The sequence below is a fragment of the Photobacterium alginatilyticum genome (assembly GCF_009910675.1).
In the GTDB taxonomy this organism is placed as follows: domain Bacteria; phylum Pseudomonadota; class Gammaproteobacteria; order Enterobacterales; family Vibrionaceae; genus Photobacterium; species Photobacterium alginatilyticum.
Genome location: NZ_RSEJ01000001.1, coordinates 471,270 through 492,203, shown reverse-complemented (window position 1 = coordinate 492,203; position 20,934 = coordinate 471,270). Strand labels below are relative to the sequence as shown.

Here is a 20,934-nt window from a genome sequence, read left to right as displayed (position 1 = left end):
AAAATCAACCGTTTATTTCTCAATACTTTAATCTTCAGACCATACATCCTTAATTGAAGGCCACTGAAACAATGGCAATCCCTCACCGCAATAAATATTGCGGTGAGTACTCTCAAAGTTTCAGCTATGAACAATCATCTTCATAGTCACTCAAATTGATTCCCATTTCTTCCGCCACCTCGGCCCAATATGGCTCCGCCTCGCAAACACAGCAATCACACCATGGTGCTATCCCTTCGTGCATGTTCTTGCGCTTATTGCGATCCAATTGACGGGAAACTTGGCGTACTCTTTCCTTATCGAGACCAACAGACAAACTTGCCATAAGATACCTCCTCCCACCTTTACAGGGATATCAATGAAAATATAGCCCGACTCCGGCAAGTAGGTGATCACTTCCACGACAGTGGTATGAACATAAAAAAACCGGAACGATGACTCGTTCCGGTTTTCAGTGTTTCATATTGCGTTGCTTATAGCTCTATCGCTTTATTCTGACTAAGCAATTTCATCCCCTGGATATGCTTGACGAACCATTTGACGATTGCCAATGCAGCAATAACAAGCCCAACAACCGGAATGGCACTTAGTAGCTTATCGAGAAAGTCGCTCCGCACCCAGTACTCTGCACCGGCAACCATACCGCTGGTCGTTGCTGCCGTTACACCCAATACCACAAAGAAAGTGAAGAACAAAAAGAAGGTACGGATGATGGTGTAATAGTGGCTGTATGTCAGCTCATCAGTGCCTTTATTCAGCTTATAAGCCGAGTAAAGAACGGCAACGATGCCCGAAATCATAAAGGTTAAAGGGGTTAGAAAACTAGCAATATACGCAAAACGTACACCACTTTTAGTATCACTAGACATAAATAAAACCCGAAATATCTGACGTTAATACATTAATTATCACACGATTTTTCCGCGCAGCAAGCTGGCCATCATATTACGATGATCCGGATCAAGCGTTTCCGCCAGAGTCCGGAATAACGACCTAAACGAACAAAGGCCTGTCGATTACCAAGCAGCGATATGCTGCCAGAATAACCGTCCTGCCATCTGATTTTCTATCTCTAATCTTTACAGCTCTTCGCTCGGTGTTGTGATCTCGCTACCGTCCTTGATTCGCTTATGCCCTTCCTGCATGTGGACAAAATCAACCAGATCGTCACCGCTTACCTGAAATGCCTGGCCAAATCCCTTCACAAACAACCCCTGAGTCGGTTCAAGGCGGAACAAGGTAAAGTCTTCCAACCCGCTCAGACCATCAACTATCTCACCAAAGCGTGCTTTCAACTCTGCAACCGCAGCAAGCCAACGTTTGCTATCTCGTTCAACCACCGCCACATTGGCCTCAAAGGTCAGTCGCTTGCGCGCATAAATAGTCTTTGAAGTCCCTTCATCTTCAATCATCATCAATGACACCTGCGGATTTTCAAGCAGGTTACGGGCATGTTTGGCAATTTGACTGATCAACACATAGTAGCCATCTTCCAACAGGGCAAACGGCGCATAGCTTACGTTGGGCTTACCTTCAGCATCTACCGTTGCCAATTGCAGTGTCAGGCATGATTCTCGAAACTCTTTGATTTCAGGGCCAAGTCGATTTTGAAGGCGTTCTTGCTTTACTTGATTCATCTTTACTTTTCTCCAAGGTATTGTTGTTTTAATTGTTTGAATTTTTCGATTTGATCCGGAAATAGCTGACGTTGCTTGTCACGGCCCAGATACACTTTAAAGACACACTCACCGCCTTTGGCAAAAAAGCCGATAAAATAGCTTTCCTGCCCCATAAACGGTTTGCTGACCAGCGCGATATCTGTGACAAGATCTAAGCGTAAGTGACCGTGTAACTCACCTAACTTCCCCATTAAGTTGTAATAACCACGCGCTTCCTTACCTTTCGGAAACGGTGCTTTCACCTCAAAAATAGAGCCCATTGAATGCACAATAGTCGTTACTGGCCCCCAGGTTGGTAAATCTTCAAGAATTGCTTTAGCGCTCTCTCCCGGAATAGGAACAACCAGTTCGTCAGGAAATGCCATGACGACTTCGCCTTCAGTGATACCAAGTGTGTCAGCAATCGCCATAGCATGCAGCTTGGGATCGGATGTCAGTAGTTCAGCGACTTGGGACTTCATTGCTTCAAAAGACTTATTCTCGTACACAGTTTCTCTCCAGGTAAGGTCATTTCTAAGCTAACTCACGATGCCGTATTCAGAACACCTTCGATAACTTATTTATATAGCTAAATATTAGGCGGCTTTCGGCAATGAATACTTTTGCAGTACTTCTATCATCGCTTGTGCCAACGAGACCGACCAGAATTCGCCAGCCAATGTGAGTAACAAATAGTCACCTTCAAGGTTTACCAATCCGTTGCGCTGCCAGATAGCAAACAGCGGTCGGCAATAATGGAAAATGTCCCAGCCGAACTTGTTACTCAATTAAGCCGCAGACAAGAAGCCCCGATCAAAGCTTGCTTTGACTTCAGAATGCAACACAGCCTGCGGGGCAACACGCGTCATCATGACTACCGGGATCTGCTCCGTTTTCGCCAAACTGTTATAGATGCTCCGCTCTCTATTATCGCGTGCCCAGTGGTTGACACTTAAGCGACGAAGGTGATGCTTGGCCATAAAGTTCACACCATTTTCGAACATCGTTGCTTTCGTCGGGGTATCGGCAGGCTCTGACCGGTGAAACGATCAACAGAGTTTACGGCTGGCCTGTGCACATCACAGCACATCCGACAGATGATTATCTGGTAGTCATATCTTCTGATATAGCAACGGTCTACTCGGAAGCTATCTGAATCTGATATGCATCCAATTGGTGAAAAATCGCATTGAGTTTGTTGATATCTATCAAGAATTTCAAGGTTGGGATACAGAAACGTTGCACTGTGCGCTACACTCAGTAGAATGTGAACGCAAGCGATTACACAATGAAACGCCCGGTAAGGCAAGAGAACAAAGCCGCTCGTGAATGAAGCGGCTTTTTGGCGTTTTAGACGCTGTACCAAACAGACTAATTATCTAATGCAGTCAGATAATTACTCTGTTTGGTACTATTGATGACAAGTGATTATGAAATGGTCGGTTCTGACCTCTGATCTTAAATTATTAGAAGAATAAATATGGCAACGATTAAAGATGTTGCACGTATGGCTGGTGTATCAACGACAACAGTATCTCACGTGATCAACAAAACACGCTTTGTTGCAGAAGCAACACAGAAAAAAGTATTAGCGGCTGTAGATGAATTAAATTACGCGCCAAGTGCTGTTGCACGAAGCCTCAAGTGCAATACTACCCGTACTATCGGCATGCTGGTTACCAAATCGACCAACCCTTTCTTTGCCGAGGTTGTACATGGTGTGGAAGAGTATTGCTATGGTGAAGGCTATACGCTGATCTTGTGTAATACCGAAGGCAACCTTGAAAAACAACGTGACTACCTGCGCATGCTGGCAGAAAAGCGTGTTGATGGCCTGCTGGTCATGTGCTCTGATCTTGACGAAAAACTCCTCGAGCTACTTGAGCGTAAGAAAGATCTGCCTATGGTGATCATGGATTGGGGCCCGGAAAGCCCGCACACAGACAAAATCCAGGACAATGCCGAGCTCGGTGGCTATGTGGCTACAAAATACTTCATTGAGCACGGTCATACCAAGATTGGCTGCCTGTCTGGCCACCCGGATAAATCAACATGTCGTGAACGCCTGAAGGGCTTCTATAAAGCGATGGACGAAGCAAAGCTTGATGTCAATGAAAACTGGCTGCTTGACGGTGACTTCGAGTGTGAATCCGCTGTTCTTGCCGCCAACAAATTCATTGCCATGGAAGATCGTCCAACTGCGATTTTCTGCTTCAATGATATTATGGCAATGGCGCTAATCAGTACCTTTGAACAGGCAGGTCTACGGGTTCCTGATGATATCTCTATCATCGGTTACGACAATATCGATCTGGCTCCTTATTTTTCACCGCCTCTTACTACAATCCACCAGCCTAAGCGTCGATTGGGTAAAACAGCGATCGAAATCCTAATGGAGCGCGTCAAAGATAAAGAACACGAACGACGTATTTTTGAGATGGCACCGGAGCTTGTTGTACGCAAATCAGTAAAAGACCTGAACGCGTAAATGGCATCCCTCAGCCCTTCAAAAAAACCGATATCTGATATCGGTTTTTTTATCTTTAACTCTTTTTTTGCTGTAAACATTTTAAGGCATTTATGCTGCGCTCATCCCATAACCGGGATCTATTACTTGAAGCAAGATCACACTTTTCAGAATGGGAGCAAGTTCAAAAATATTATCTGAGATATTCTTAAAAAGTCACGAACAAGGCAAACCATCCGAAAGGATGGGACGCAAAGCTTCCGGCCTAAAAGTGGTTAGTTTATCAATAACTAAGTTGCTTATGGTAGCGGGGTTGCCGATGGATCTAGCAATAAGTGATGTCATGAATCCTGACATTTTCCTGACATAACTTTTTTGTGAAATTTGCTAATCTGAAATCCTCGCTCTGTTGTTAGGTGACTCAAGATATTTTTCACCGAGAAGAAGCATGGACAAACCAGTACTTAAAGAATCACTACGATTATTCAATTGTTTCGAGAATGTAAAATCTCGCTCGATGTTTGGCGGTTTTGGTATATTCGCGGGTGAAACCATGTTTGCACTTGTGGTAAACGATAAGTTGCACCTCCGAGCTAATGCCGACAATGAAGAAGAATTTAAGCAGGCAGGTTTAACTCCTTACGTTTATAAAAAACGCGGGTTCCCTGTTGTGACCAAGCATTACGCTATTCCGCAGGAATGGTGGGATGAACCTGGAAAAATTCTTTGCCAAGCAAAGCGTTCCTTTACTGCCGCTAAACAGGATAAAGAAACCAAAAGCAAATCAGGTCCTAGTCGTATAAAAGATTTACCGAACCTACGTTTAGCTAACGAACGTATGCTGAAAAAGGCCGGTATTACGACAGTTGAAGAGCTCTTTGAAGCCGGTGCGCTCAATGCCTATAAAGCATTGCAGCAAACCCATCAAGAGTCGGTAAATATCGAGTTGCTATGGGCCCTTGAGGGTGCAGTTAGCGGCCAGCATTGGTCGGTAATTACTAAGCAGCGTCGTTCGGAACTTCTTTCTGAATTACCGTGAACAGCCTAATAGATATTTATAAAAAGAGGTGCTAAGCACCTCTTTTTTTATTGTCTATTTTCAGCATACCCAACTAATGGAAATAAAAATATACGCATAGCCACTCATGCATAATTATTTTATTACCACTTTTTTGCACCTCCCAATGACAATTTTTTGTCATATAACGTCAAATATTGATACCTCTCACAAAGCTGTTCATAAAAGCATCAATATCCTTTTCATCAATGTTGTCATTAGTAGAATTGGGCTGTCATTCTAGCAGGAGGTTGTCATGCACTGTTCCAAGCCTTTTCCTGGACAAGCTGACCAGATGTTCAAAGACAAGTTTTGCAAGTGGCCCAAGCTTATGCGTGCCTTGGTGATCATTAGCTTATTTCCACCCGCTGCTGCCTTGTTTATGGTTACCCGACAACTGGCACCAATAGACGCACTTGATGACACCCTGTCGCTAACGATTGGCTTTAATATCATATTGCTGCTTTGGGGCATATTGCTGAAAATACGCTCCAGAAAATACTGGTACCGCAACTACCATATCGGCAAAACAATGGCCTTGGCTGTCATGCCACTTATCGCATCCGGCTATATATTGTTACAACAGCCTGAAGTGCCGAGTATGGCCAAACAACAAAAGAGCCAAACTGTTTACATTTCACTCAACTAGTCGAAATTAAAGATTTTTTCCTAGTTTTTTGAAATTAATTTGCCCTTTATTCGGTCTCTGTCTCATACCAATCTCGTATTTTATTTGATCATTGCATCTACCAGATTGATATACTCGTTGTAGCATAAAGTTATAACCAGACAGGCATTATTAAGGGGCTCATGTGCGTATTCCAGCCAAACAACACTATTCTTTACTCATCAAGCCATTGCTTTGGCTACAGAAACGCCACTACGGTAATGTACTAAACCCCGCTCTGCTTTGGGGACGCCGCCCTACTCTATTCTGGCTTGTAGCTGGCTTTTTTGGCTACCTGGACCGAAAGTCATCACCTGTTACGCCAGTTACACGTTCTTTGGTCTGTGTGCGGGTGTCGCAACTCAATGACTGCGAATTTTGCGTCGATGCCAATGGCATGAAGCTAGCCGAACGTTGCGACTCTGTCGAAAAAATCAAAGCTCTCGCCAACTGGCAGGTCAGTGATCTTTTCGAACCGCAGGAGCGTGCCGTGCTCGCCTATGTTGAAGCCATTACCATCACAGGCCAACGTGTCGATGAAGAAATGATCGCACAGCTGAAACAATGGTATGACGATGATGCCATTGTCGAACTCACCGCCTTGATTTCATTCCAGAACCTGTCCGCAAAATTTAACACGGCCCTTGATGTACCGAAACAAGGATTCTGTTCGCTACCGATTCAGCCAAACGAGATCCAACAACCGGCAGAACAGCCAATTGCCTCTCCTTCGGACGACGATAAAAGGTAAAGTCATGGATAGAAAAAAACTCCTGTTACTGGCAGCAATAACCAGCCTTATTGGCCTATGGTTTGCCCTCGATCTGGGACAATATTTTACGCTTGAACAAGCAAAGGCCCAGCAAATTGCACTGCAAGACACCATTGCCCAGCAGCCGCTACTATCAAGCGCGGTCTATTTTGTCCTCTACGTTATTGTTACAGCTCTGTCGCTACCTGGGGCTGCCATAATGACGTTACTTGGGGCAGCTCTATTTGGATTCTGGTGGAGCCTGCTGCTGGTTTCCTTTGCCAGTACGATAGGCGCAACCCTGGCCTTCCTTTTCAGCCGCTTCATTTTACGCGACTGGGTTCAGAGCAAGTTTGGTCACCGCCTGGCGCCAATTAACGCCGGGATTGCCAAAGACGGTCCTATTTACCTCTTTACTCTGCGCCTGATCCCCGTGTTCCCGTTTTTCGTGGTCAACCTGCTAATGGGCCTAACCCCGATCAGCACCCGTATGTTCTATCTCGTCAGTCAGGTCGGGATGCTGGCCGGTACCATGGTTTACATCAATGCAGGTACCCAGCTTGGCGAAATCGACTCGCTCAGCGGCATCATTTCAGCACCTGTACTTATTTCGCTGGCGTTGCTTGGGATCTTCCCATTAGTGGCCAAATTCGTTATCAACCTGATCAACCAGCGCCGTGTCTATGCCAACTGGCAACGTCCTTCGAAATTCGATCAAAATATGGTCGTTATCGGTGCCGGTGCTGGCGGGCTGGTCAGCTCTTATATTGCAGCGGCGGTAAAAGCCAAAGTAACGCTTATCGAACGGCATAAAATGGGGGGCGATTGCCTCAATACCGGCTGTGTGCCTTCTAAGGCGATCATCCGTGCCGCCCATACTATGGCCGAAATCTCCCGAGCAAATGAGTTCGGTATTTCAACCGGAAAGCCTGAAGTCGATTTTCAAAAGGTGATGGCACGTATTCACAAGGTGATTGCCAAAATTGAACCCCATGATTCGGTAGAGCGCTACTCCAAACTCGGCGTCAACTGCATCAAAGGCGATGCCAGAATCCTCTCGCCGTGGGAAGTCGAGGTAAACGGGAAGCGTATTACAACAAGAAATATCGTTATCGCTACCGGTGCACGTCCACTGGTACCGGCTATCCCGGGCCTTGATACGGTCACCTACCTGACCTCTGACTCGATCTGGTCGCTTAAGGCACAGCCGAAGCGCCTGCTGGTACTCGGTGGCGGGCCTATCGGCTGTGAACTGGCGCAGAGTTTCAGCCGTTTGGGCAGTGACGTTACCTTGGTTGAAATGGCTGAACAGCTCTTGATCCGCGAGGATAACGATGCAGCTGAGCTTGTCAGGCAAAGCCTGCACAACGACGGCGTAGATATCAAGCTGGGCCACCGGGCCATGCGTTTTGAATCTGTTACCGAACAAGACGGGAAAGTGGTTCAGCGGGCATACCTTGATTTCAACAATGAAAAGCAAGTTGTTGTCGAGTTCGATGCCGTCATGCTGGCACTCGGCCGTGTCGCCAATGTTCAGGGGTTCGGGCTTGAAGAACTCGGCATTACCACAACGGAGCGTGGTACTGTACAGGTAAACGAGTACTTACAAACTGAATACCCGAACATCTATGCTGTCGGTGATGTCTCCGGTCCGTTCCAGCTCACCCATGCTGCAGCGCACCAGGCATGGTATGCCGCAGTCAACGGGCTGTTCGGCCAGTTCAAAAAATTCAAGGCGGACTACTCTGTCTTGCCGGCGGCCACCTACACCTCGCCGGAAGTTGCCCGAGTAGGAATAAACGAAAAAGAGGCTGAAGCCCAAGGTATTGCTTATGAAGTCGTTACTTATGGGATAGACGATCTTGACCGTGCCATCACAGATGGGGAAGATCATGGCTTTATTAAAGTGATTACGCCGAAAGGAAAGGATAAAATCCTTGGCGCGACCGTTGTTGGAAATAATGCTGGCGAGCTACTGGCCGAATTTACACTTGCGATGCGTCACGGGCTAGGGCTGAACAAAATACTGGGAACCGTACACCCCTACCCAACCATGAGCGAAGCGGTCAAATATACTGCTGGCGTCTGGAAACAAGCCAACGCGCCTAAAGGCCTGCTTGCATGGGTCGAAAAATACCACGGCTGGATGCGCAAGGAGAGCAGCGAAAAACAGCCAGATTCCGAACCAGCCAATTCTGTATTAAAAGAAGAAAGGGATAGTTAAACATATGAAGAAATTACTGTTGGGTGCAGCCATTTCGCTTGCTACCAGCCTGACACCGGCCCAAGCCTCTACCGAGGCTGCCGGTGACACATGGCAGCAAACTGTTACAAAAGCCCAGGGACAAACAGTTTATTTTAATGCCTGGGGAGGCAGCCAGGAAATCAACGACTATCTGCGCTGGGCCGGGCGTCAGCTTCAGGCTCAATACGGGGTGACGCTAAAGCATGTCAAAGTGGCCGACATCGCCGAGACAACCCAGCGGCTATTGGCAGAAAAAACCGCCGGCAAAAACAGCGGCGGCAGTGTCGATATGGTTTGGATCAATGGTGAAAACTTCCGCTCCATGAAGCAAGGTGGCCTTCTGTACGGTCCGTTTACCGAGCAGTTGCCGAGCTGGGAATATGTCGATAAATCTCTGCCGATCGACGAAGACTTTACCGAGCCAACCAACGGCCTTGAGGCGCCTTGGGGCGTCGGTCAGCTCGTCTTCATTCATGACAAGCAAACACTGAATAATCCACCCCAAAACTTCAGCGAGTTACTGAGCTTGGCGAAGGCCTTTCCCGGTAAGGTCAGTTACCCGCAACCGCCGGAGTTTCACGGCAGTAGCTTCCTAAAAGCAGCCCTTATTGAACTGACTGATAACAGAGAGGCTCTATACCAGCCACTTGACAGCAAGAAGGATAAAGCCAAGTTTGATCAGGTTACTGCCCCGCTGTGGCAATATCTGGATCAGCTTCATCCGGTATCATGGCAGCAAGGGAAACGCTTCCCGTCCGGCACCAGCGAAACGATCCAGTTACTGGATGACAAGCAACTGTTACTGGCAATTACCTTTAACCCCAATGCTGCGCGGGCTGCCATTGAGCACGGTAATCTGGTCGAAACCGCGCAAACCTATGCCTTCAACCAGGGCGCATTGTCAAATATTCACTTTTTGGCCGTCCCCTGGAATGCCTCGGCTAAAGAAGGAGCCCTGGTCGCGATTAACTTCCTGATGAGTCCGGAAGCGCAGGCTCGCAAAGCTGACTCCTCGATTTGGGGCGATCCGTCTGTTCTTAAGCACAGTGCACTCGCCGAAGGAGGCGCACAAGGCTTCTCACTGTTTAAATCTATACCAGAGCCTCACCCGAGCTGGCTGACTGCGCTGGAACTCGAGTGGCAAAAACGCTACGGTAGCTAAAACTGTATGGGTATTGGCCTTAAACAACGGAGCCAATACCCATTCATTAGGTTGTTTATGATTCGTTTGCTATACCTTTTCACCCTTGCTCTCTGCGCGCTGCCATTTGTACCCGGGGTACTAGGTATTTTAATTCCCGCCTTTTCCTGGCTTCCGCCTTTAGGACTAACCACCCCTAATCTGTCTGCTTTCGACGCAGTTATCCAATGGCCGGCTCTAACACAGTCCCTTTGGCTAACACTGTTTACAGGCCTTGGCAGTACCGGACTGGCGGTTCTATTTTGCTTTCTGATCCTTCGCCAATACTGGAATAGCCCTCACTGGCAACGGGTGGAACATTCTCTATCTCCCATGCTGGCGATGCCTCATGTCGCCTTTGCCATCGGTTTTGCATTTACTTTCGCCCCTGCAGGCTGGTTCTTCCGCTTGTTTGAGGCCATTGGCCTGGATACCCACGGCTGGTTCAGCTTAATCAAAGATGAGTATGGCATTGGCCTTCTGCTCGCCCTTGCTATCAAGGAAACACCATTCCTATTGTTGATGAGCATTTCTGTCCTTCAGCAGATTAAGGTCAACCGCCTGACCGCCGTAGCATCCGGGCTGGGATATAGCCACAATGAAAGCTGGCTCAAGGTTATATTGCCCCAATGGCTACCGGGCATGCGACTGCCGATTTTTGCCGTCGCGGCGTACGGTATTTCGGTTGTCGATGTGGCACTTATTTTAGGGCCAGCCAGACCCCCTACCTTCTCGGTACTGGTGTGGCAGTGGTTCAATGAACCTGAACTGACATTGCTTCCGCGAGCCGCAGTAGGTGCTATGGTATTATTGGGCCTGGCTCTGCTAGCTCTCGGGTTAATCCGTCTACTAGAGTGGCTAATGCTGCAGCACTGCCGCCAATGGCAAATCGACGGCCCTCGCCACTTAAGCTCAAAGGCTCACCGCCGCTTACACCAGCCCCGTGCTAAGCTGCGCTTTCCAAGCTATGCGCCGTTTGTTCTGATACCTATCCTGGTGATTCCGGTATTAGTACTCTGGTCTTTTGCCCATCGCTGGCGGTTCCCTGACTTACTGCCGAACCGATACAGCCTTCGCTTCTGGCAGCAAGAGTCTCTGTCGCTGGTAGAGCTTGCAGCCAACAGTATCAGCCTGGCGCTGGTGAGCAGCCTCTGCGCCCTGGTTTTGGCCGTTGCCTGCCTTGAGTATCGCCAACAGTACCAACGAGGAATACCGAGCTGGCTTATTGCATTGCCAATGGTACTTCCTCAACTATCACTGTTGTTTGGTATTCAGATCACCACCTATTTAATTCCCGGCCAGTGGTATTGGCTGTGGGTCGCATGGAGTCATCTGTTTTTTGTTTTCCCATACCTGTATCTGGCATTGGATGGCCCATGGCGTAATTACGATATACGCCTTGATCAGTCCGCCCGAAGCCTGGGCCTTAATGGCTGGCAAACCTGGTGGCGTGTCAAGCGCCCGCTACTATTGCCTGCGATTTGGCTGGGCCTGGCTGTCGGGGTAAGTGTTAGCCTTGCCCAATACCTGCCGACCCAAATGCTCGGTGCGGGCCGTATCTCTACCCTCACCACAGAAGCGGTAGCACTTGCCAGTGGGCAGGATCGCCGCGTCAGTGCAATATATGGCCTATTGCAGGGAGTATTACCTTTCCTTTTCTTTACCTTGGCTATCGCGGCAAGTCGTTACTCAGCCCGCTATACCCGACGAACTCAGCAACAACGGAGAGAACGCCCAGATGACATTATCTGTGGAAAACCTCACTATAAGTAATAATGAGCAACACTTGTTTCAGCCGATAAACTTTTCAGTTGAACCGGGCAGTATTCTCACCCTGATGGGACCCAGTGGCTGTGGCAAGTCAACCTTGCTCAGCGCCATTGCCGGCCACCTGAGCCCGGAATTCCTGCTCGATGGAAAAGTTACCCTTGACGGGCAAAGTATGGCTGAAATGGCCCCCGACCAACGGCGTATTGGCATCTTATTCCAAGATGATCTCTTGTTTCCGCATCTCAATATCTGGGAAAACCTGGCATTCGGCCTGCCCAAGAGCATCCGAGGAAATGAGCGCAAGATAAGAGCGTTGGAAACCCTGCGACAAATTGACCTGCCTGAACTGGCCGACAAGATGCCGACAGAGATATCAGGCGGCCAACGTGCCCGTATTAGCTTAATGCGTATGTTACTATCCAAACCACATGCAGTATTGCTTGATGAACCGTTTAGCAAGCTAGACAAGGCCCTACGCTGCGAGTTCAGAAGCTTTGTCTTCAACCAGATAAGACAACAACAAATCCCTGCGTTGATGGTTACCCATGACGATGATGATATACCCGAAGGTGGCAGCGTACTGCGCTGGCCATGGATCGATACCCCTCAGGACTGAAGAGAAACACTATGTTAGACCGCTATGCCATCAAGGTCATTCGATGGCCACTACAAACCTTTTCTGCCCTGCCGGACAAACTGGGGATCACAGCCAACCAAATCACGATTTCAGGTTTCATTCTTGGCCTGATGGCGCTGCCAGCATTGATGCTGCAGGAATACTATTGGGCGCTGGCCTTTATCCTGCTCAACCGACTATTTGACGGGCTCGATGGGGCGGTAGCCCGGCGTCAGGGGATCTCCGATTGCGGCGGTTTTTTGGATATTACCTTTGATTTCCTATTTTATTCGATGGTGCCATTCGGCTTCGTTCTTGCTAATCCAGAAGCCAATGCCGTTGCCGGGGCTTTTTTGATCTTTTCGTTCATCGGAACCGGTTCGAGCTTTCTCGCCTTTGCCATAATGGCCAGCAAACGTAATATCGAAAGCCCGGTTTATAAACAGAAGTCGCTTTATTATATCGGCGGACTGACAGAAGGCACCGAAACCATTAGTTGTTTTATACTGTTCTGTCTCCTTCCCCAGCACTTTGCTGTTATTGCCTTGATATTCGGCACGCTCTGCTGGATCACAACGGCCACTCGAATTTGGGCAGGTTACCAAACGCTTAAAGATACCCTTCCCTGATAGTATCAACACCCTTATCAAATAACATACAGCCCCGTTTCGCCGGGGCTGATTTGTTCCCGGTTAACGATTGATATTACCCACCACGCCACGCTAACGTATGCCCTAAAGGGCAACTCACTTATCCGTTGTAGATAAAAGCCGAGATTCCACTTGTCTTCGATCTGGATACCGCTACAATCACCGCCTTACTTTGACAAGCGAACCGACACGATGAACCGAAAGAAAAAAATCAACGAAGCGTTAAAAAAAAGAAAGAAGAAGACAAACGCAAAGCTTCACCGCAGCAACAAGCCTCGTTACATCTCCAAGGCAGAGCGTGCCAAAATGGAAGCGGAAGAAGCCCAACAGCAAGATGCGACGGCCGAATCACCAGAACAGTCTCCGTCAACTGACAGTGAACAAACTGATTCTGAGAGCAAATAGACATCAACCGAATAATGAATAGCTCGCCGTATCGGCGAGCTATTCGATGTGTTCAGCGCATCCACTCGCGGTGAAGCTGCTCACTGTCGCCCAGATATTCCAGCAACCAGTCAATCGCCGGGTTACGGCTCTCCTTATTCCAGGCCAAGCAACACGGGCTCACAGCAGGCTTTGTTGCCAGCTGTTTTTCAACCAACTCACCGGCCTCAACTCTCGGCAGGGCCATATGTTCGGGTACGACGCCGATACCCAATCCAGCTTTCAGACACTGAATCGCACTGTACCAATTTGGCACCATAAGTCGGCGCTGGTTGTCCATCACCCAGGTAACACGCTTCGGCAGCACCCTTGCCGTATCCTCAATACAGATAGCCGGGTATTTCACTAGCTCTTCAGGCTCTATATCATAGTCAGCGGCAGCCAGCGGGTGCTCGGGGGCAACCACAAACTTCCAATACAGCGTCCCCATATCCCGATAGTCAAACGAACCGCTAACCGGTACTGCTGCCGTTGCGCCAATGACCAGATCCGCCCGACCGTCAGCCAGGGCATCCCATACCCCGTTGAACACTTCCATCGACAGATGCAGCTCAACGTCGGGAAACTCACGGTAGAAATCTCGCACCAGGGTATTTACCCGGCTTTCCCTCACAACGGTATCGAGGGCAACCGACACACTCTGGGACCAACCATTGGCAACACGCTGAGTTTGCGATTTTATCTGTTCCATCCGCTTTAGCAGAGCACGTGCCTCTTCAACAAAGTACTCACCAGCAGGTGTTAGCTGTACTTGCCGGTGCAACCTAACAAATAAATCAACAGCAAGACGCTCTTCTATTAGCCTTACCGTGTAACTGATTGCACTTGGAACCTTATGCAACTCTTCCGCAGCGGCCGAAAAACTACCTCTTCTGGCAACAACATCAATAACTTGCAAATCATTGTATGAAAACATATCAAATCAAAATTTTTGAAAGCAGTGTTTAAATATTACCGTTTCACAGTGAAACAAAGCAAGATTAAACTGGCCGCAAATGTAATACAGATAAAGTCTTCTTTTATGAACAAACAACCTTCAAAAATCACCACATTCTGGTTTGCATGTCTAAGTATGCTGGGTTTCCTTGCAACTGACATGTACCTGCCTGCTTTTGAAACAATGCGGTCAGATTTTAATACATCACAGTCACTTATAGGATTGTCATTAAGTATTTTCTTACTTGGCATGGCCTTAGGGCAACTTATCTACGGACCACTCTCCGATCGTGTCGGCCGTATTAAAGTTCTGATGGGAGGAATGATTTTATTCAGTATCGCATCCGTGCTTTGTGCTTTCGCTCCGAACGTCGAGTTCTTGCTGGTTGCCCGTTTTGCACAGGCGCTAGGTGCTTGTAGTGCAACAGTTATTTGGCAAGCCGTAGTAGTAGATCGCTACGAAGGTAAAGTCTCCGAGCGCGTATTTGCAACCATTATGCCTCTTGTGGCATTATCTCCTGCTCTTGCTCCGCTCGCCGGTGCGTTACTTGAACACCAATTTGGCTGGCGCAGCATATTCGTCGCACTAGTCGGTTTTGGGGCAGTTTTGTCCGTTATGACACTAAAAGAACCTGAAAGCGCCAATTTAGAAAAGAAACAGGATAAGATCAGCGTTCAGCTACGTCGCGATTACCAGCAAATCCTTAGCTCAAAAAAATTCATTGGTAACATGATGATTTTTGCCGCCTGTTCTGCGGCTTTCTTTGCCTACCTGACAGGCTCACCGTTTGTCATGTCAGAGATGGGCTACTCAGGCTCTGACATCGGCTTAAGTTATGCACCTCAGACTGTTGCCTTTATTATTGGCGGTTATGGCTGCCGCACATTGCTGAACAAGTTCGACAGCCAGCAGCTTCTTCCTTGGATCCTGAAGCTGTTCATTACCAGCGTTACCGTGATGTTCCTGATTTCGGTCAACACTGAGCCGACAACTATTTGGCCTATCTTAGTCCCATTCTGTCTGCTCGCCGTGGCTAATGGTGCTATCTACCCAATCATTATCAGCAAAGCACTGGAAGACTTTAAGAACTGCAGTGCAACAGCTGCAGGACTGCTGAACTTCCTGCAAACCATGGTCTGTTTCGCAGCCAGTGGTATCGTATCGGCACTTTCCGCATACGGATTGCTTACTGTCACCTCGACAATGTTTGCGACCGCCTTTATCGCGCTGACTGGTTATGCATTGGTTGTCCAAGCTCGCAGGCAGTTGCTTCAAAACGCACAAACTGCATAAAATTCCATTTGAATCAGTTCCCCCTCTCTTGGCCACCTCTGGGTGGCCTTGTTATATCTGGCCTAACCTCCCTTTCCAACAAGACAAAAGATGACTAAAATCTCACCCCTAGTTAGCCTTTCCTTTTTCCCTTCGCGCCATTGTTTAACAAGCTACCTGCAACAGACTGGTTTAATCAGATAAAAACACCAACAATCGAACAATTAATAAACAATCGTATAACACATAAGATTATTTATACATTTTTCTTGCATAAGATCCCACTTTGGGTAATATAAAAAACCAGTGACGATTAATGCAGTATGTCAGCATGAGTATTCAAGTAACCAATATCAATAAATTCTACGGACCCACGCAGGTTCTTCATGATGTGAACTTCAGTTGTGACAAGGGCGATACCCTGGTATTGCTCGGGCCTAGTGGTGCCGGTAAAAGCTCATTGCTACGCATCCTGAATCTCCTTGAAACAGCCAGCAGCGGTGAATTACATATTGCCAGCGAGCAATTCAATTTCGGTGCGTCTGTCGCTGAGAAAGAAGGACTGAAACTGCGCCGTAAGGTTGGCATGGTTTTTCAACAATACAATCTGTGGCCTCACCTGACGGTATTAGAAAACTTAATTGAAGCCCCGATCAAAGTAGCAGGGATTAGCAAAGAAGCAGCAGTAACTGATGCGCTGGCAATCCTTTCGACTCTTCAGCTTGAAGACAAGGCTGATGCCTGGCCGTTACAGCTATCAGGTGGTCAGCAGCAACGTGTTGCGATCGCTCGTGCCCTGATGATGAAGCCAGATGTTTTATTGTTCGATGAACCAACAGCTGCACTGGATCCGGAAATCACCAACCAGGTCGTCAAGATCATCAATCAATTAAGCGAAACCGGTATTACTCAGGTCGTGGTAACACATGAAGTCGATTTTGCCCGAAAGATTGCCAGCCATGTTTTGTACCTTGAACAAGGTCGAATCGTCGAACACGGCAGCAAAGAGGCATTCATTAATCCGACCACACCGGAATTTGCCGAATACCTGACACACTGATTTATCCCCTTTATTTTTATTACCTAATTTCCTGCATCATTCTTGCCAACGATGCAGAGCACAGTTACGCACGGAGTATCGCGATGAAAAAAGTTCTACTAGCTTCCCTAATCGGCCTGGTTTCATTTCAATCAGCAGCTCAGGAAGAAATCAAGTTTGCCATGGAAGCCACTTACGCCCCTTTCGAGTATGTTGATGAAAACAACCAGATTCAGGGCTTCGATGTCGATCTGGCTAATGCGCTATGTGAAGAGATCAAGGCAACGTGTTCTTTCCATAATCAGCCGTTTGACAGCCTGATCCCGGCGCTGAAATTCCGTCGTTATGATGCAGCCATTTCCGGTATTGATATCACCGAGCAGCGCTTGCAGCAGGTCAACTTTACTAATGCCTACTACGAGAACTCTGCGGCTTTCGTTGCTATTGAAGGCAAGGTTAACAGCCAAAAAGCACTGGTTGGTAAACGTGTTGGTGTCCAGAACGGTTCAACCCACCAGAGCTACCTGATGGAACAAATGGACGGTGTGACTGCTGTCCCTTATGCCAGTTATCAAGATGCATTCATCGATATGCAAAACGGCCGTATTGATTCTGTATTTGGTGACACAGCTGTCGTTGCTGAGTGGTTTGAAAAGAACAATAAGCTTGCCTACGTGGGAGAGCAGGTCACCAATGCACAGTATTTCGGTAACGGTTTCGGTATCGCCGTAAACAAGAACAACCAAGAGCTGGTAGATAAACTAAACACCGCACTAAAAACCGTGAAAGCGAACGGTAAATACCAGGTGATCTTCGACAAGTATTTCGGTAAGTAATATGGCGTTATCAGGTTATGCGCTTACCCTGGCAGAAGCTGGCTGGCTGACATTGCAGTTGGCTTTTGCCAGCCTGTTGGTAGGACTTGTTTTAGCGGTACTTTTTGCCGGTGGCGAAATGTCCCGCTACCGCTTTATCTCATGGCCGACAACCGTACTGGTTACTATTCTGCGTGGTCTGCCCGAATTACTGGTTGTGCTATTCATTTTCTTTGGCTCGACACAGGTATTGTTCATTGTGACGGGTGATTATGTCGAAGTCAGTCCGTTTCTGTCCGGCGTTATTGCCCTGTCGCTGATATTTGCCGCCTATGCCGCGCAAACATTGCGTGGTGCATTAAAAGCCGTTCCTAATGGGCAACGTGAAGCCGCCAGTGCCCTGGGGATCAGCAAGTTTCGGGCATTTATCCGGATAGTGCTTCCTCAGGCTGTTCGCCACGCGCTGCCGGGGCTAACCAACCAATGGCTGGTTCTCCTCAAAGATACCGCGCTGGTATCACTCATTGGTGTGACTGATCTCCTGAAGCAAGCCCAGTTAACTGCCGCCGCTACCCATGAGAGTTTTACCTGGTACGCCTGTGCAGCAGCCATTTATCTGGTGATCACCCTGATCACTCAAAAAGCAGTAAAGGTAATGGACAAGAAGTTTAGCGCGCAGGGAATGAGCAATGCACAAGGAGCAGCGGCATGAACCAACAGCATCTTTGGCAATTACTTGAAGGCCTTATTACCAGCATTGAACTCACCGCCGTTTCTCTGTTTGTCGGCTGTCTGCTAGCGCTGTTAATGACATTGACGCTGATCCTGCGTACACCTTTTGTTCATTGGCTCAGCCGCGGTGTGATCACTCTTTTTACCGGCACACCGCTGCTTGTACAGATTTTTCTCATCTACTATGGGCCGGGACAATTTGATGCAGTTCGTGAAAGTATCTTCTGGGATTGGCTAAGCCAACCCTGGTTTTGTGCAATGCTTGCACTGGCGTTAAATACAGCAGCATACAGTACTCAGTTATTTAAGGGCGCTTTTAATGCCATTCCACCCGGCCAATGGCATGCCTGCCAGGCATTGGGTATGGGAAGAAAGGCTACCTTGGGTGTGCTCTTGCCTTACGCAATACGGCGGGCTATTCCAGCCTATTCAAACGAAGTGATCCTGCTGTTTAAGGGAACATCCTTAGCAAGCACAATCACCATTATGGACATCATGGGTTATGCCCAGCGTATTAATGCCCAAACCTATGACACCCTTGTGGTCTTTAGCGTCGCCGGACTTTTTTACCTGGCAGTAAACGGTCTTCTGACCATAGCTTTTCGTCAAGTTGAAAAGAAAGCACTGGCTTTTGAAGCTGCTCGTTAATAGGACTCATCGCTGGAATTTATTATTAAACCAGTCGCAAATGCGGCTGGTTTTCTTTTTATTTGAAAGCAAAACAATTAAGATATTAAGTTACAAATGAGATTTGTTATTATTTAACCTCATAGCTACCACCCACTTTATCTTGATATGCACATTTACACTTATTCATAGTTGATTCACATCTCTCATTTCCTTATGGTGATTGGAAATAACCCGTAAATTGCTAATATCATTAACGCATAATCATAAGCTGATAGACCCCGTTTATAATCAGTAAGAAATAACACTCAGACAACACAACCCACACATTGATAACAATTATCAAACACAGCCCAGCCTGATTATATTTTATTTATCCATTAACATTTATTAATAAGAAAATATAAACAATCACAACTAATTTATTCTTATTCATGTTTCCGTTGAGGATCAAAAAACATAACGATTAAATATATTAATAACGCCAAGCTAATTGAATTGCTGCAAATATATATTTTATGATCATCCTAAAAATAGAATTGTAAAATTCCTCCTTTGTTTTTTGTTAAACAAATAATATACAGGTAGCTCTATGAACAATGGCATAAGCACAGCGAGTCAAGACAAGCGAAAGCTTGAGTGGCGAACTTTCTTTTTAATCACAGTCGTTCTCTTCCCTGTTCTCAGTGTTATGACAGTAGGTGGATATGGCTTCTTTGTGTGGATGATGCAGGTGTTTTTCCTGGGTCCTCCTGGTCACGGCGGCTAACCCCTTCACGATACTAACCAGAATCAACAATAAGAGAACCCGATATGAAATCATTATTAACCAAAACTTGGCAGACCTTGTCCCGCCCAAGTATCCATATCAGTCTTGGTGTACTAACGCTAGGCGGCTTTCTAGCCGGTATCATTTTTTGGGGTGGATTTAATACTGCACTGGAAGCGACCAATACCGAAGAATTCTGTATTGGCTGTCACACAATGGAAAACAATGTTTACCAGGAGCTGCAGGAAACTGTTCACTGGAAAAATACCTCTGGTGTACGTGCAACCTGCCCTGACTGTCACGTTCCTCATGACTGGACAGCAAAAATCGCCCGTAAAATGCAGGCAAGTAAAGAAGTGTTCGCCCAACTTTTTGGTGATCTAGACACCCGTGAAAAATTCGAAGAACGCCGAATTACCCTAGCCCAGCACGAATGGGATCGTTTCTCTGCCAACAAATCTCTTGAATGTAAAAACTGCCACAACTACGAGAGCATGGATTTCGATAACATGCGCCCAACCGCTCGCATTCAGATGAAGCAGGCTGCAGAGCGCGACCAGAGCTGTATTGACTGTCACAAAGGTATCGCGCACAACCTGCCGAAAAATATGGACAGCACCGGCGGCATGATTTCTCAGCTTGAACAACTTGCATCTAACACCAAGTTCACGACCGGCCAAGAGTACATCAGTGTTCGTCATCTGCCGCTTTATGAAGAGAAAAGCCTGTCAACAGAAGCCGGTCTGCTAAACCCGGCGTCTTCGGTAAAAATTATCGACCAGTCTAACGATGCAATCCAGGTTGAAGTATCTGGCTGGCGTAAAGATAAAGGCTTTGGCCGTGTTATCCAGGAAGACTTCGGTATGAACATCGCCGTTGCCTCGCTGCTTAAAGAATCAGCCACCAACGATCAGATCGTCGAGAAGTTCGAGCGTAAAGAAGACGACCTGACCGGTCTGCCTTGGCAGCGTGTTACCGCCAAGCTGTGGATGAAAAAAGAAGCATTGCTGGACGATGTACAACCAATCTGGGATCAGGCGAAACAGTCATACCAAACGAACTGTTCTGTATGTCATACCCAACCTGATGAGGCACACTTTGATGCCAACACCTGGCCTGGCATGTTTAACGGCATGATGGCATTCGTTAACTTCGATACCGATAGCAAAGCGCTGGTACTGAAGTATCTACAAAAACATTCATCAGATTTTTCTGACGGCCACCACTAAGAGATTGAT

Annotated in this window: 22 protein-coding genes, 1 pseudogene and 1 riboswitch; of the genes and pseudogenes, 17 read left to right on the top strand and 6 right to left on the bottom strand. The window is 47.3% G+C overall.

The window, feature by feature from the left end; genetic code table 11:
• Positions 1 to 124 precede the first annotated feature (124 nt).
• From EIZ48_RS02020 to EIZ48_RS30650, 5 genes and pseudogenes are all read right to left on the bottom strand, one after another.
• Positions 125 to 325: a hypothetical protein gene (locus EIZ48_RS02020; RefSeq protein ID WP_160648442.1), complete on the bottom strand. Its 201-nt coding sequence runs from the start codon at positions 323 to 325 to the stop codon at positions 125 to 127.
• Between the two features lie 148 nt (positions 326 to 473).
• A complete protein-coding gene (locus EIZ48_RS02015) occupies positions 474 to 869 on the bottom strand; it encodes a hypothetical protein (RefSeq protein WP_160648441.1) in 396 nt (131 codons plus the stop codon).
• 210 nt (positions 870 to 1,079) lie between these two features.
• On the bottom strand, positions 1,080 to 1,637 hold the full coding sequence (gene hutZ, locus EIZ48_RS02010) for a heme utilization protein HutZ (protein WP_160648440.1): 558 nt from the start codon (positions 1,635 to 1,637) through the stop codon (positions 1,080 to 1,082).
• Between the two features lie 2 nt (positions 1,638 to 1,639).
• Positions 1,640 to 2,140, bottom strand: a complete 501-nt coding sequence (gene hutX / locus EIZ48_RS02005) for a heme utilization cystosolic carrier protein HutX (protein ID WP_192928440.1) — start codon at positions 2,138 to 2,140, stop codon at positions 1,640 to 1,642.
• A gap of 114 nt (positions 2,141 to 2,254) precedes the next feature.
• Positions 2,255 to 2,692: pseudogene (locus EIZ48_RS30650) on the bottom strand (heme anaerobic degradation radical SAM methyltransferase ChuW/HutW); the annotation flags it as partial.
• A gap of 446 nt (positions 2,693 to 3,138) precedes the next feature.
• Between EIZ48_RS30650 and purR the strand changes: the two are divergent.
• The 10 genes from purR to EIZ48_RS01950 all read left to right on the top strand — a co-directional run bounded on the left by purR (position 3,139) and on the right by EIZ48_RS01950 (position 13,466).
• On the top strand, positions 3,139 to 4,146 hold the full coding sequence (gene purR, locus EIZ48_RS01995) for an HTH-type transcriptional repressor PurR (protein WP_160648438.1): 1,008 nt from the start codon (positions 3,139 to 3,141) through the stop codon (positions 4,144 to 4,146).
• Positions 4,147 to 4,341: 195 nt separating this feature from the next.
• Positions 4,342 to 4,446: riboswitch (cyclic di-GMP riboswitch) on the top strand.
• A 127-nt stretch (positions 4,447 to 4,573) separates the two neighbouring features.
• On the top strand, positions 4,574 to 5,164 hold the full coding sequence (locus EIZ48_RS01990) for a TfoX/Sxy family DNA transformation protein (RefSeq protein ID WP_075767814.1): 591 nt from the start codon (positions 4,574 to 4,576) through the stop codon (positions 5,162 to 5,164).
• 274 nt (positions 5,165 to 5,438) lie between these two features.
• On the top strand, positions 5,439 to 5,831 hold the full coding sequence (locus EIZ48_RS01985) for a hypothetical protein (protein ID WP_240152831.1): 393 nt from the start codon (positions 5,439 to 5,441) through the stop codon (positions 5,829 to 5,831).
• Positions 5,832 to 5,994: 163 nt separating this feature from the next.
• Positions 5,995 to 6,600: a carboxymuconolactone decarboxylase family protein gene (locus EIZ48_RS01980; protein WP_160648437.1), complete on the top strand. Its 606-nt coding sequence runs from the start codon at positions 5,995 to 5,997 to the stop codon at positions 6,598 to 6,600.
• Between the two features lie 4 nt (positions 6,601 to 6,604).
• On the top strand, positions 6,605 to 8,824 hold the full coding sequence (gene lpdA / locus EIZ48_RS01975) for a dihydrolipoyl dehydrogenase (RefSeq protein WP_160648436.1): 2,220 nt from the start codon (positions 6,605 to 6,607) through the stop codon (positions 8,822 to 8,824).
• A 4-nt stretch (positions 8,825 to 8,828) separates the two neighbouring features.
• The gene (locus tag EIZ48_RS01970; protein ID WP_160648435.1) at positions 8,829 to 10,007 is read left to right on the top strand and encodes an ABC transporter substrate-binding protein; all 1,179 of its coding nucleotides are present in this window, start codon (positions 8,829 to 8,831) and stop codon (positions 10,005 to 10,007) included.
• 57 nt (positions 10,008 to 10,064) lie between these two features.
• A complete protein-coding gene (locus tag EIZ48_RS01965) occupies positions 10,065 to 11,798 on the top strand; it encodes an ABC transporter permease (protein WP_160648434.1) in 1,734 nt (577 codons plus the stop codon).
• A complete protein-coding gene (locus tag EIZ48_RS01960) occupies positions 11,764 to 12,411 on the top strand; it encodes an ATP-binding cassette domain-containing protein (protein WP_160648433.1) in 648 nt (215 codons plus the stop codon). The genes EIZ48_RS01965 and EIZ48_RS01960 overlap by 35 nt, the downstream gene beginning before the upstream one ends.
• 11 nt (positions 12,412 to 12,422) lie before the next feature.
• Positions 12,423 to 13,040 (top strand): CDP-alcohol phosphatidyltransferase family protein, encoded by a 618-nt coding sequence (locus EIZ48_RS01955; protein ID WP_160648432.1) that lies wholly within the window; start codon positions 12,423 to 12,425, stop codon positions 13,038 to 13,040.
• A 213-nt stretch (positions 13,041 to 13,253) separates the two neighbouring features.
• Entirely contained in the window at positions 13,254 to 13,466 is a 213-nt protein-coding gene (locus tag EIZ48_RS01950) for a DUF2986 domain-containing protein (protein WP_160648431.1), read from the top strand.
• A gap of 52 nt (positions 13,467 to 13,518) precedes the next feature.
• Here EIZ48_RS01950 and punR read toward each other — a convergent pair whose 3' ends face one another.
• The gene (punR, locus tag EIZ48_RS01945) at positions 13,519 to 14,421 is read right to left on the bottom strand and encodes a DNA-binding transcriptional activator PunR (RefSeq protein WP_160648430.1); all 903 of its coding nucleotides are present in this window, start codon (positions 14,419 to 14,421) and stop codon (positions 13,519 to 13,521) included.
• 105 nt (positions 14,422 to 14,526) lie between these two features.
• On the opposite strand from punR, the gene punC reads away from it, so the two are divergent.
• The 7 genes from punC to torC all read left to right on the top strand — a co-directional run bounded on the left by punC (position 14,527) and on the right by torC (position 20,925).
• Positions 14,527 to 15,735, top strand: a complete 1,209-nt coding sequence (punC, locus tag EIZ48_RS01940) for a purine nucleoside transporter PunC (RefSeq protein WP_160648429.1) — start codon at positions 14,527 to 14,529, stop codon at positions 15,733 to 15,735.
• Between the two features lie 310 nt (positions 15,736 to 16,045).
• Positions 16,046 to 16,774 (top strand): arginine ABC transporter ATP-binding protein ArtP, encoded by a 729-nt coding sequence (gene artP / locus EIZ48_RS01935; protein WP_160648428.1) that lies wholly within the window; start codon positions 16,046 to 16,048, stop codon positions 16,772 to 16,774.
• An 83-nt stretch (positions 16,775 to 16,857) separates the two neighbouring features.
• Entirely contained in the window at positions 16,858 to 17,589 is a 732-nt protein-coding gene (locus EIZ48_RS01930; RefSeq protein WP_160648427.1) for an arginine ABC transporter substrate-binding protein, read from the top strand.
• A 1-nt stretch (position 17,590) separates the two neighbouring features.
• Positions 17,591 to 18,280 (top strand): arginine ABC transporter permease ArtQ, encoded by a 690-nt coding sequence (gene artQ / locus EIZ48_RS01925; protein ID WP_160648426.1) that lies wholly within the window; start codon positions 17,591 to 17,593, stop codon positions 18,278 to 18,280.
• On the top strand, positions 18,277 to 18,948 hold the full coding sequence (artM, locus tag EIZ48_RS01920; protein ID WP_160648425.1) for an arginine ABC transporter permease ArtM: 672 nt from the start codon (positions 18,277 to 18,279) through the stop codon (positions 18,946 to 18,948). The genes artQ and artM overlap by 4 nt, the downstream gene beginning before the upstream one ends.
• A 571-nt stretch (positions 18,949 to 19,519) precedes the next feature.
• Positions 19,520 to 19,696 (top strand): trimethylamine N-oxide reductase system protein TorE, encoded by a 177-nt coding sequence (gene torE / locus EIZ48_RS01915; RefSeq protein WP_160648424.1) that lies wholly within the window; start codon positions 19,520 to 19,522, stop codon positions 19,694 to 19,696.
• A gap of 44 nt (positions 19,697 to 19,740) precedes the next feature.
• Positions 19,741 to 20,925, top strand: coding sequence for a pentaheme c-type cytochrome TorC (gene torC, locus EIZ48_RS01910; RefSeq protein ID WP_160648423.1), 1,185 nt, complete (start codon positions 19,741 to 19,743; stop codon positions 20,923 to 20,925).
• Positions 20,926 to 20,934: the final 9 nt, after the last annotated feature.